Source organism: Pseudomonas sp. B3(2017) (assembly GCF_002113595.1).
GTDB lineage: Bacteria > Pseudomonadota > Gammaproteobacteria > Pseudomonadales > Pseudomonadaceae > Aquipseudomonas > Aquipseudomonas ekonensis.
Genome location: NZ_NEIU01000009.1, coordinates 102,145 through 115,032 on the forward strand (window position 1 = coordinate 102,145; position 12,888 = coordinate 115,032).

Here is a 12,888-nt window from a genome sequence, read left to right on the forward strand (position 1 = left end):
GATCAGTGCATCAATGTCTGCAGGCTGAAGGGGTAACGGTAGGACGCCGGCCGCCCCTTGGCCGACAGCTTGCGGAACGGCACGCCGTAGTCCGGCGAATTGCCCATGGCCAGCATCTGCCGGGCCTGGGCCTTGTCGATCAACTGCATCAGCGGGATCTGCCGGTCGCGTCCGCCGTACCGATCCAGGTTCACGCCCTGCGCATGGTCGTGCAATTCCACCAGCGCCCAGCCGCCCAAGGTGAAATGCCCGCCGAGCAACGCGCTCAGACGACCGTCGAGCAACGCCTGCAAGGCCGCAGGCGAAGTATTGACCGCACTGAACAGCACGTCTTTGCCCGGCACCTTGCCCGCTTCGGCGAAGGCCTGCATCGCGCCGAACGCCATTTCGTCATTGGCCGACCACACCAGCGACACCTTCGGGTAGCGCGCCTGCAACTGCTTGGCCTGCTCGTAGGCGCGCTGGCGTGTCCAGCCGCTGTAGACCAGTTGGCGCAGCCGTACCTGGGGATGCTCGGCCAGCGCCCGCTGCATGCCGCTTTCACGCAGTTGCGCCGACGGCGTGATCTTGAGCCCGGAGAACGCCAGCAACTCGATCTCCTCACCGGGCGCCACCGCCGGATGCAGGCGGATCAGCTCGTTCATCATCAGGTAGCCGCCCTCCTCGTCGTTGGGCACCAGGCTGCCGATCCGGTCGGCGCGCTCGCCCACCAGGCTTTGCTGATTGGGGGTCAAGGCAGCGTTGACCATGAACAGCTTCACGCCGCTGTTGTACGCCATGCGCAAGATCTGCGGCGCCACGTACTGCTCGTTGGCGAACATCAGGTAATCCGGACGGCGGGTGCCCTGCAGCGCCAGCCGTGCCTGGGCCAGGGTCTGTTCGGGAAGGCGTTGGGAATAGACGATCTCAAGGTCGATGCCCAGATCCCGGGCGGCGGCCTGCATGAATTGCGAATAGCTTACCCAGAAGGCTTCCTGTTCCGTGCCCGGATTGAGGAACAGCACCGATTCCGCCCGCGCGCAGGATCCGAAAACCGCGCCGAACAGCAGCAGGCTGAGGTGGAGAATCTTCAACATGAAACATCCGGGCCCATAGGAAAAACGGCGGCGCATTATAGCCTTCGATCAACCGGCCACTGGCGCTTGATCCTGCAATTTGTCCGACAACCGTCGGTAGCGGGCCCGGACGGGTCGCTTATTGATGACTGACCCAGAACACCGCCGTGCCCACGACCAGAATGATCAGGAACAGAATGGCCCAGGCATCAACGGTGCTGTCGCTCTTCCTTGCTTTGGTTGGGTTGCTCATTGCATCGCCTCTTGTCGGTTTTGTCGGTGATTGCAGAAGACTCGACCACAGTTAAGACGATGATTGTCCGCACGACAAATGTGGGTTAGCGGATACCCGCCCCTGTTAGGCGATTTGGTTCTTTACATATACTCAAACATCACTTTTGCGCATAAACGCAAACGGGTATATTGCCCCGGCTCCGTTGGGAGTGCGCGGCCGTGCGCGCAGAATTGCAGAGCATCCCTCGGTCTCAAGCAAGCAAACAAAAGCAGCGTTTTCCGAGTGGCCCAAGCCTGAGAACAGGACTTATATGTACGTATACGACGAATACGATCAGCGGATCATCGAGGACCGCGTCAAGCAGTTCCGTGATCAGACCCGACGCTATCTGGCAGGTGAGCTGAGCGAAGAGGAATTCCGGCCGCTGCGCCTGCAGAACGGCCTGTACATCCAGCGTTTCGCCCCGATGCTGCGGGTGGCGGTGCCTTACGGCCAGCTGACCTCGCGTCAGGTGCGCATGATGGCCAAGATCGCCCGCGACTACGACAAGGGCTACGCCCACATCAGCACCCGGCAGAACGTGCAGTTCAACTGGCCGGCGGTGGAAGACATCCCGGACATCCTCGCCGAACTGGCCACCGTGCAGATGCACGCGATCCAGACCAGCGGCAACTGCCTGCGCAACGTCACCACCGACCAGTTCGCCGGCGTCGCCTTCGACGAACTGATCGACCCGCGCCCGTGGTGCGAGATCGTCCGCCAGTGGACCACGTTCCACCCGGAATTCGCCTACCTGCCGCGCAAGTTCAAGATCGCCGTCAATGGTTCGACCTCCGACCGCGCCGCCATCGAAGTCCACGACATCGGCCTTGAGCCGGTGCACAACGCCGCCGGCGAGCTGGGCTTCCGCGTGCTGGTGGGCGGCGGCCTGGGCCGTACTCCGGTGGTCGGGGCGTTCATCAACGAGTTCCTGCCGTGGCAGGACCTGCTGAGCTACCTCGACGCCATCCTGCGGGTCTACAACCGCTACGGCCGTCGCGACAACAAATACAAGGCGCGGATCAAGATCCTCGTCAAGGCGCTGACCCCTGAGGTCTTCGCCGAAAAGGTCGAAGCCGAAATGCAGCACCTGCGCGGCGGCCAGACCACCCTGACCGAAGCCGAAGTGCATCGCGTCGCCAAACACTTCGTCGACCCGGACTACAAGGCCCTGGACGACCAGGCCGCCGAACTGGCCGCGCTCGACAAGGAGCACCCGGGCTTCGCCCGCTGGCGCACCCGCAACACCCTGGCCCACAAGAAGCCGGGCTATGTGGCCGTCACCCTGTCGCTGAAACCGACCGGCGTCGCGCCGGGCGACATCACCGACAAGCAGCTCGACGCCGTCGCCGACCTGGCCGAGCGCTACAGCTACGGCCAGCTGCGCACCTCCCACGAGCAGAACATCATCCTGGCCGACGTCGAGCAGAGCCAGCTGTTCACCCTGTGGGGCGAGCTGCGCGAGCAAGGATTCGCCACGCCGAACATCGGTCTGCTGACCGACATCATCTGCTGCCCGGGCGGCGACTTCTGCTCCCTGGCCAACGCCAAGTCGATCCCGATCGCCGAATCGATCCAGCGCCGTTTCGACGACCTGGACTACCTGTTCGACATCGGCGAGCTGGACCTGAACATCTCCGGTTGCATGAACGCCTGCGGCCACCACCACGTCGGCCACATCGGCATCCTCGGGGTGGACAAGAAAGGCGAAGAGTTCTATCAGGTGTCCCTCGGCGGCAGCGCCAGCCGCGACGCCAGCCTGGGCAAGATCCTCGGCCCGTCCTTCGCCCAGGAAGACATGCCCGACGTGATCTCCAAGCTGATCGACGTGTACGTGGAACAGCGCACCGAAGACGAGCGTTTCATCGACACCTACCAGCGTATCGGCATCGACCTCTTCAAGGAACGCGTCTATGCAGCGAATCATTAAGAACAACGAGGTCATCGACGAAACCTGGCACCTGCTGCCCAAGGACTCGACCCTCGACGGCATCTCCAACTGCGACGACCTGATCGTGCCGCTGGCCCTGTGGCGTGACCACGCCCATGCGCTCAAGGCCCGCGACGGCGGCCTGGGCGTCTGGCTGGACGCGGACGAAGAAGCCGAGGAGATCGGCGACGACGTGGACCAGTTCCAGGTCATCGCCCTGAACTTCCCGGCCTTCACGGACGGGCGCAACTACTCCAACGCCCGCCTGCTGCGTGACCGCTACGGCTTCAAGGGCGAACTGCGGGCGATCGGCGACGTGCTGCGCGACCAGCTGTTCTACATGCGCCGCTGCGGTTTCGACGCCTACGCGCTGCGCGCCGACAAGGATCCCTACGAAGCCCTGGAAAGCCTCAAGGACTTCTCGGTGACCTACCAGGCCGCCACCGACGAACCGCTGCCGCTGTTCCGTCGCCGCTGAACGTCCGTCCTGCCCGCTTTGACCGAAGCGGGCAGGACAACGACGCACCACCGGCTCAGCCGATCATCGGCACAGGCCGCCCCGACGCCACCCAGTCCCTGTAGAACTTCACCCGGCCCTCCAACGCCTCGAACGCCACGAACGGGTTCTCGGCATCGCCGAACGCACTCGCCAGCCAACCGCTCAACAATCCCCACAGCTCATCGCTGGCATCGGCCTGCACCAGGAGCAACCATACGCGCACCTGAAGATCCCGATAGGCCACCCGGAAGTCCGCCGTCAGGCTCAAACCGCTCACCATCCGCAGCAGATCCGGGCCGGACGGTTTCGCGGCCACGCTCGCCCATATCGACCGGCGTGCCCGGTTCAGCACCTCATTGCCTTCCCCAAGCCAGGGTTCTGCGCCGCTTTCCTCCCGGGAGGGATCGAGCCACAGGTTGATGCCGGTGCGCCTGCGGTGTTCGACGACCCTTTCCAGCGTCTCTTCGTCGGACAGCGGATTGCCCCAGAGCATGACCCGCTGACGCGAGACGGCCTGGCTGAACACCGCCGCAGGCACCCGTTCGATCCGGTTTTCGGCCAGGTTCAGCAGGGCCAAGCGAGGCTGCTCCGGGATCCCGACGGGACATCGGGTGATGGCGGCATTCCTCAGGTTCAGGACGCGCAGTTCGCCCATCCCCAGCACCACCGGCGCCTCCGTGAGCGGGTTGTCGCTCAGGTCGAGCTCTTGCAGGTGCGTCAGTTCCCGGAACTGCGAGGCCGTGGACTCCTTGAGCTCCAGGAAGGTCGAGCGCAGGTTCAGCCGGGTCAGATGGCGCATCCTCAGGATCGATGGCGGCAATGCCCCCTCCAGCACGTTGTTGCCGTTGAGGCGACGGATGTCCACGCTTTCCAGGTTCAAGGTGCGCAGATTCGGGAAGCTCTCGAGGAAACCGTCCAGGCTTTCCTGCTCGATCACATGCAAGCCTCGCATCGACAGCTCGAACACTTCCCCGAAACGGACCGGGGTGGTCGGCAGGCGCAAATAGTCCTCGAAATCCAGATCGAGACGGTACACCTCCCTCTGCTCACCGGCCGTCACACGATTGACCCTGGGAGGCCGCTTCTGCCAGATGGCGATCAACTCCTGGGCCAGTTCGGTGCGCATGACGCGTTCCTGGGCAATGGCTTCCTCCAGCAGGTTCTGGTTGTGCTCGGCCAGTTGCGCCGGAGGCATGTGCGCCGCCTCGGCGTCGCCCGGCGCCAGAAAGTCGATGTCCATTTCATCGACGTCGGTCGCCGACAGGCCGATCCAGTCATTCAGGTCGAGGTTCAGCTGATCCAGCTCCAGGCGCAACGCCGCCAGCGTCGACTGCGCCTGCGGGCCGGCCTGAAGCAGCCAGGCATCCGCCTGGGCAGCGTCGAACTCGGGATAGAGTTCCTGGACCTGCAGGCGATCCACCTCGACCGTCAAGCTCCGCCCTTCAAGGGTTGTGGGAAAGCCGCCCCCCGCCAGCCGCCCCCAGGACTCGAACGCCAGGCCCGCGTCCGTTCGCCGCAGGCCCCGCTGCAGTTCGTCGCGGGGCAACGCATGCTCGCCCAGCTTCAGGCGCAAGGCACCGGCAGGATCCGCCGAGGCCAGGCCCAGCGAGGAACGCTCCTGTTCCGTCAGCACGGCAGACAAGGCCCGGTACAGATCGCCGGCTTCATCCGGTGCCCCATCACTGGCGCGGTAACGGCTGCCTGCCTTGATCAACCGGCGGATGTCATGGCCGCCCGGCACCCCGGCACGCTCCAGCACACGACCGCTGATCGAGCTGTCCAGTACCTGCACGGCCACACCCGATGGCCAGCCCGGCAGATGCCTCAGGGTGTGCAGCGCAAGCCTGTCCGTGTCGGGATGGTTCACGGCGCGCAGGTACAGCCCCGCATAGGCCTGATCCAGGCGGGCATGGGCCTGGTACTGACGGGCCTTGCCGTCCAGCGCCCGGAGCGCACGCCGGGCTTCATTCGGATCGAAAGGACGTGCGGCATCGATGTCCAGGCGTGCGAGTAGCTGTTCGATGGCCGCCTTGGGCAATCCCGGGTACTGTTCCTGACACAACCGCACCCACGCGTGCTCCGAGCGCTGGAGCGCCCGGTAGCGCCTGTTGAACTGCTCTGTGCGCACGGCGGGATCCAGCGTCGGATCAATGCTCTGCTCAAGCCTGAACCGGTCGATGGCGTCCGCCAGCAAAGGAAACGGTGTCGAACCGTCGCCGGTCAGCGGCCGCTCCTCATCGCTCCAGTCGATCACCCGGCCGATCTGCATCAGCACCTCATCGGTGAAGGCGGCGACAGGCTCGCCCAGTCCGCGCAGCGCAGCCAGGCGCGCGGCGGCAGGCACCCATGCATCGCCGGAGACCTTGCCGGCCGGCAGCAGGACAGCAGCCCCCTCCTCCGACGCCCGCAAGGCCCGCGCTTCACTCTTCACCGCCGCGAGCTCCCCGGCCACCGGCAACGCGTTCAGCAGGCCGAACACCGTGCGCGCCAGCCCTTCGGACTGGGCTGGCGCGGAGCTGCCGTTGACGGCGGCATCGAGGCCATAGCCCGCATCGATCAGCCCCGCCAGCGCCAGCACGCCCTCGCCCCCGGGCACGAACAAGGCCAACGGCGCCAGACGGTTGATCCATTGCACGACCGGCTCGACCACGGCGCTGAGTTCATCGCGATTGACCTGGGCGTCGTCGCGGATGCCGTCGGCACTGGCCAGCGCGTCCTGTTTCATCGTCAGCACCCATTGGGCGAACGGATCGCAGCGTCCCTTGAACGGCTCCAGCACGACGTAGTCGTCGGGGTTCCAGTAACCGTCATTGTTGAAGAATCCGGCCGTCCGGCCCAGCCAGTGCTCCTTCGGATACAGCCCGATGCCGTCCAGCGCGGTCAGGACACCGGCGTGGAACAGCCCGTCCTCGATGTCGTCCTCGGCAAAATGCGTCCCCAATGCCCGCCGTCCTCCTTCGGTCCGGCCTTGAGCCGCGAGCCATTGGCGCAACCGGCCGGTGTCCGTGAATTCGTGCAGCGGCGACGAGTTGCCGGGAATGTGCAGAAGCACCCGGTGGCTGGCACGGTCATGGAAGTACCAGATGTCCTTTGACGTATAGCGGTAGATGGCCAGACGCCCGGTTTCGATCCCTTCCGCCGGCCGGGTGGCTGCCTGCAATTGCGCGAAGGTCAGATCTTTCCAGCGCAGATCCGGCGCCAGACCGGCGCAACGCAACGCCAGCGCCAACCCTTCACGGCTCAGGCTGCGCTCTCTGCGCTGGAGAAAGGCACTCATGATGAAGGCCGCTTTCACGGTGGTTCTCAAGGGATAGGGAGCATCGGCCAACAGGATCCTGTCCGACGGCCAGACACTGTCCAGGTAGTCCTGGTACAGCGGGCGCAGCTCCAGGGTCCAGACCCATCGCTTGAAGTCCGCCGCACGGATGGGCAATTGCGTGGCAGGGCCGTAGACCTGAGGCGTGGTCTGGCGGTAGATGCCTTCGTAGTCGCGCAGCCAACCCGGCTCATTCGTCGCGTCCGCTGCGCTTTCGTCCTGGATCACGACGGTCGGACCGATGTCCGGCGGGGTATACAGGCCGAACAGGTTTTCGCCGAACGCGCCGTCCGCCACGGTCTGGTCATTGTCCAGCAAGGCCCGGATGAGCGTGTGCGAACGCCGCACCTTGCCGTGATGCACGCCGTTTTTGCCCTGATCCCAGTCACGGTCGTAGTCGAGCGTGACCATCCGGGCGGTCTGCGGGTCGATGTCGGCGCCCCACCGGGCGCGGATCCGGGCGATGCCGAAGGCTTCCGGCGTCAAGGGCAGCGCCGACGCCACCGTGGCGTTCAGCGCCGAGCGCATGTCCGGGCCGGGAGGGTTCAGGGAAAGGGATTCGTCGTTGTTGTCGGTCATGGTCGCAATGCAATCCTTTGCGGTGCTGGAGATAGCGCAACGTAACCCGACGCATGTGATTTGAAAGTAGGAACGGTCAGCGGCACCGAATGGATTTTTCTCCTTGTCGCCCGCAAGCGCCGGGCAAAGAAAAACCGTGGCAGGACCACGGTTCGTTCAGGCGCCGACGAGGGCAAGAGCGTTCATCGGAGCCCGGCCGTCGCCGGTTCGGGCAGCGCCAGGCCCGGATGCCGAGCCAGCGCCTCTTGCGTCAGTCGTTGGTACAGGCTCCGGTTTTCATTGCGGAAATTGTCCACGATCGCCATCGTCCTCTGCGTCGCGGCCTCACGCGACAGATCGTTTTGCGTCTCCAGCTCGGCAAACGCTTGGGCGGCGCGTTCCTCCACGCCGAAGAACAGCTCTTGATGGGTCGAATGCAGATACTCCGTCCAGAAAGGCTGGGTATCGATCAGATCAAGCAACGCGGGTGAGTTTTCCGCCTTGACCACTTCTGCGTAAGCCTTGTCCAGTTGCTGCTCGGTCACGTCGACGTCGAACGCGGTGTCGATCGCACTTGGCTGGGCCAAAAGTTCCAGGCGGCGCGCCAGCCTGACCCGATAGATCAGGCTCAGTTCCGACGCCTGCCGGCGGCTGAGGGTGTTGTCGCGCAGGCGATGGCCGATCTCGATCTGAGCCTGCCTCTTCAGTTCCTGCAGGCGAAACAGCCCTCGCAGCAACCGCACCAGTTCGCCCTCCAGCGATCGCTCGCCCGTGCGTGCCGCCCTCATGGCGCGATAGCCCAGCACCCTGATCTCCAGATCATTGAACACACTGCCGGCCTCATCGGCGCTGACCCGTCCGATCCGTGCCATGCGAAACAGTTCGCTGCGCAAGCTGTCATCTTCCGCGGCCGCCCGCAGCAGGTTCCAGACGCGAGCGGCCAGGTTCGAATGCTCACGCACGTCATCGGCCGAATCGCGCATCTGATCGAGCACCAGGAAGAAGTCCCGGGAACGTGGATAAGCCGACAACGAGGCCCATGCGGCCTGCATCTGCGCAATGTCCTCCTGCGCCAGCCCGCTCTCCCAATGGGCGCCGGGACCACTGTCGGGCAACAGGTCGACGGGCGGATGGGTATAGTCGACGGTGATCACGCCGAGATTGACGCCGGTGGACTGCTGATATCGGGCAATATCCTCCAGCGCCTTGGCCGACAACGGATTGCCGTCGATGTTGGTGCCTTGGTTCAGCTCCGTCCGCGCCTTGAAGATCGCGTCCGCCAGCACTTTGATCTGGTTGTCGCGCAGGTCAAGGGTCCGAAGCATCGGATGCTCTTCAAGGCCCGTCGGCCATTCGTCGATTCCGCTGCCGCGCAAGGCCAAATGCTGCAGGTTGCGCATCGAAGCAAAGGACGGCAGCCGCCTGAGGCCGGGGTTGAAACTCAGGTTCAACGATTGCAGATGTTCTTTGGCACCCAATGCGGCCGCTGCCTCTGCCGTCAGGACGATCTGGTTGTCACTCAGGTCCAGGTGGGTCAGGCGCGGCATGTCATGGATCGCCAGGGGCAGCCGGGTCAGGCCGTTTCCGGTCAGGCTCAGCGTGTGCAGGTTCGGGAAGTTTTTCAGAAACGCATTCAGCCCCGCGCTCTCTCCGACGTTGTTCATTTCCAGTGCGCCGATGTGCCTGAAGTCTGCGATGATCGTCGGCAGCGATCCCAGCGGCTGCGCATCGAACGTCAGTCTGTCGAATATTTCAGGGAGCTGCCCGACGGTTCCCGGCTCTTTGCGCCATGCCCGCAGGATCGCCTGCGCAGCCAGGGCTTTGCTGCGCCGGGGAACCGTGTGCCGGGCGTCATCCGCTTTCTGGTAATGGGTTTGGCTGTTTATCCACTGCTCCAGGGTATTGCGCATCTTCAGGTATTGCTGCCTGAGCGCTTCGAGGGATCGCGTCGCCAGCACCTCGTCGTCGCCCAGCGTCATCAGAAAACTTTCGATCCGCGCAAGTGAGTGCAAGGGGTACAGTTCACGGGCCCGCTGTCGCAGCGCTGCCACTTCGGCGATCGCGGAGGCGGGAGTCGATTGCTTGAACTCCACCACAGGTTCACCGCGAGGGTCGGCCAATCCCATTGGCGAACGATAACCTGCCCGCCACGACTGCCCAGCCACCAAACGGGCGATATCGTCACGCTGTTGCAGGGCCGACGTGGTGATTTTCTGGCGCAACTGCGCGCCCGACTCGTCTCTCTCTACACCCAGCGCCTTTCTTGCGTGGGCAGGCAGGCTCTGCCACAACGTCTGGAAATAATGCGCGCGGGTGTTCGAGGCGGACTCTGCCAGCAATTGCCCATTGGCATCGACCGCCCGGTAACGCGCCTCAAGCGCCTTGAACGACACTTTGTGCCGGGCTTCGGCCGGGCCCGTCTGGGCCCTGTCGCTGGAGGCCGCGTTCTGCTCCGTGATTTCGAAGAACACATCCTCCGGCCAACCCGGCAGCCTGGCCAAGGTGTCGAGCACTATCAGGTCAGTGCTCAAGTCACGCGGAGCATCCAGGTAGAGCCCCTCATACGCGCGATTCAAGTTCACCACCTGCGTGTATCGCCGCGCCTCCTCGTCGATGCGCAATGGCAGCTTGCCGGCTTCGAGCTGTTGCCACTCACTGGCGTCGGCATTGAGAACCAACTCATCGGCGACCGCCCCCGGCAATTCGGGGAACGCTTGCTTCACCGCAGCCGCCAACGGTTCACTGCTGATGTCGGTGCGCTCATACAACCGCTCAAACACATTCAGCCGCAAGCGTTCGGCGTCGTTGGCTAGCATTTCCACGAGCGCTGCAGTGTGGCTGGCCGAGTCTTGGGATGTGATGCCCAGCAGCCGATGTCGTTGCGGGGCCTTGAGGCCTGCCAACAGCGATGGGTAAAACGTTCCCTTACGCAATAGCTCTTGGCCGAGCCTCAGCTCTTGTTCCGCCGTTGCCGGGCCGTAGCGCTTGAGTTCGTTGCCAAGGGCGTCGACAACGCTCACGGCCGTGTCTCTTGGCCATTTCGCGGAAGCGGTCAGCAGGAACAGTTGCAGGTCAGCATCCGCCGCAGGGGCGGATGTCGGCTTGCCCATCTGCTCGATGAACCGATTGACGGCACTGTCGGCGCTAAATCGCCTGACCGTGTCCTCCAATGTCGCCATCGGCTTGCGGCGTTCGGCAAACAATCGGCGCAGTTGAGGCTCTCCCACGCCGACGACACCCAGAATCTGCGAGGCCTGGGCATCCGGCACACGTTCTGCGCGGTAACCGAGGCGCCGGAACAACGTCAGCGGACTCCAGTCCTGGAACAGCTCGGAGTCGTGCCGCCACGCACCGGCTCCGTTGGTTTCGAGTACCGGCAGATAGCGTTCGGACTGTTGCGGGCGCACTTCCCAGACATTCGTGTCTTTCTTGGGCTGGACCGCAAAGTGATCCGCGCCGATATTCAAGTATCGGTCCTGGCCAAACGTGACAAGCCCCTGCTCGCTCACCTCAAGTCCTTGGGGAAGACTTTGCCTTGCGCGATAAGGCGTAAGGTCGGGCTTCCACAAGCGCATACCCTTGGACGAAATCGGCACCTTGCGCAAGCTCAAGACGAAATCGCTCTGGCGCACGACTTTGAAGAGGCTGCTTCCCCCCTTGGCGGCCGTACCCAGTGCCGCCATCAAGATCAGGTTCTCGATGGTATCGAACAGGCAGTCCGCCGCCAGTTCCTGTTCCCCGGCGGCCCAATGGGAAACCCCTTCGTAGACCGTCGCCAGCAGCTGGATGCCGGCGACGGCGAACAGGACCTCGCCCACTATCGGAACGAATGCCCCCATGAACAGCAACGCATTGATGCCAATGGCCTTGTAGGTTTCGAGCCTCGCCAGCCGGCTTTTCTCATCCTCGTCGTCGGTCGGGACAACGAGCAAGCGGGCATCGGCCAGCACTTTCTCGGCATGCTGTCGATAGATCGCCAGAAACAGGTCGTTGTTGCTTTCGGCGTCCAGGTCAAGTCCATCGACCTGCACGTAATTGTTGCTCCAGAGGGAAACCTTGACTGAAAGGCTCTGATCCAGGCTTCCAAGAAACTCGGCCCGATCCTCCAGTTTGATGAAGCGCATGAAGAACTGGCGGAATGCAGGTGACTTCAAGCGACGGCTCAGCTCTCCCTCGAAGTGGGAGAACGAGGCATATTCCTTCAAGGGGTGCAATGGATCTCCGGGCACGTACACAACACACCGGTAGTCATCATCTTCATGTTCACTGACGGGCCCGATGAACATCGGGCCATTGAGTGTCGTGTCGAGCATCTTCAGCTGTTGATAGCCCAAGGTGTTCTTGCCCAAGATGATCGACGGCTTGCGCTCGACGACGGACCTCAACATCTCATAGACATCCTTTCCTATATGCCTTTGCATATACGCGAGATGCCGTTCAACCTCAAACCGGTCTTTCAGGCAAGCGACCGCCTTCTTTCGCAGCCTGCCAAGTTGCGTCTTGTTTCCAAAGAACTCAGACACATGGGCCTGATAGCTTTTGCCCAGATCCAGCACACGGCAAAGTTGCGCAAACTCATGGGGCCGGATCGGGAGAATCCTGTGGGGGTGTCCGCTGACCCGTTCCGGAATATAGATCAATGAACTTTCATGATAGTTTTCTGCGCGAGTTTCGCTGAGTTCGAAGTTTTCGCAAGCGGCCCCCAACAGATCGCGGTCGATTGGCAGCACCAGTTTCCTTCTCAGTCCGAGCAGGCTTGAGGTGGAGCGAACATGTTGAAAAATGACGCCTTCAACCTGTACAGGCTCGACCAGCTTTGCCGACAACGCCTTGGCGAGCAGCGGCGCACAAAAACTTTCCGGACTTTTGAAGGCACGCAACTCTTCAAGCACCGCGAATCGGGAACGGAAACCGGATTTCAGACTTCCATACAGCGCCGCCCTGGACTCTTGCGATGATTCCAGCACCCAGGCCGGTATTTGATTCTTCAGCAGGTCGAAGAATACGCCTTGCTGAGCTGGGGTCATCTGCGGAGGGGAGTGGGTCTTTTCAACTTCCATGTAAAACAACCTTTCATGCCATTTTGAACAAACAGCTTATGGTTTAGACATTCATGGAAAAAGCGGGAATACCTGATCATTGAACCGAGTCAGGCAACAACAATATGGAAGTTTGAAATAGATAAGCACCGCACATTCAACACTTGAATGTGTCTGGCGCCCTGTCTGCGACGATGCGGACAAGGCGCCTGACGGG

The 12,888-nt window shown here is 62.8% G+C and carries 5 protein-coding genes; 2 read left to right on the top strand and 3 right to left on the bottom strand.

The genetic code is table 11. The features are described from left to right. Positions 1-2: 2 nt before the first annotated feature. Positions 3-1,076: an ABC transporter substrate-binding protein gene (locus CAG33_RS15215; RefSeq protein ID WP_085639101.1), complete on the bottom strand. Its 1,074-nt coding sequence runs from the start codon at positions 1,074-1,076 to the stop codon at positions 3-5. 524 nt (positions 1,077-1,600) lie between these two features. Between CAG33_RS15215 and CAG33_RS15220 the strand changes: the two genes are divergently transcribed. Next, on the top strand, positions 1,601-3,259 hold the full coding sequence (locus CAG33_RS15220; RefSeq protein ID WP_085586174.1) for a nitrite/sulfite reductase: 1,659 nt from the start codon (positions 1,601-1,603) through the stop codon (positions 3,257-3,259). Further along, positions 3,243-3,737, top strand: a complete 495-nt coding sequence (locus CAG33_RS15225) for a DUF934 domain-containing protein (RefSeq protein WP_085586176.1) — start codon at positions 3,243-3,245, stop codon at positions 3,735-3,737. Before CAG33_RS15220 ends, CAG33_RS15225 begins: the two co-directional genes overlap by 17 nt. A gap of 55 nt (positions 3,738-3,792) precedes the next feature. On the opposite strand, the gene CAG33_RS15230 is transcribed toward CAG33_RS15225, so the two are convergent. Then, entirely contained in the window at positions 3,793-7,653 is a 3,861-nt protein-coding gene (locus CAG33_RS15230) for a dermonecrotic toxin domain-containing protein (protein ID WP_085639105.1), read from the bottom strand. 182 nt (positions 7,654-7,835) lie between these two features. Further along, positions 7,836-12,692, bottom strand: coding sequence for a dermonecrotic toxin domain-containing protein (locus tag CAG33_RS15235; RefSeq protein WP_085639108.1), 4,857 nt, complete (start codon positions 12,690-12,692; stop codon positions 7,836-7,838). Positions 12,693-12,888 lie beyond the last annotated feature (196 nt).

Bases quoted from the DNA above. Each gene is read 5' to 3' on its own strand.
- CAG33_RS15215 (WP_085639101.1), bottom strand. From the start codon at position 1,076: ATGTTGAAGATTCTCCACCTCAGCCTGCTGCTGTTCGGCGCGGTTTTC.
- CAG33_RS15220 (WP_085586174.1), top strand. From the start codon at position 1,601: ATGTACGTATACGACGAATACGATCAGCGGATCATCGAGGACCGCGTC.
- CAG33_RS15225 (WP_085586176.1), top strand. From the start codon at position 3,243: ATGCAGCGAATCATTAAGAACAACGAGGTCATCGACGAAACCTGGCAC.
- CAG33_RS15230 (WP_085639105.1), bottom strand. From the start codon at position 7,653: ATGACCGACAACAACGACGAATCCCTTTCCCTGAACCCTCCCGGCCCG.
- CAG33_RS15235 (WP_085639108.1), bottom strand. From the start codon at position 12,692: ATGGAAGTTGAAAAGACCCACTCCCCTCCGCAGATGACCCCAGCTCAG.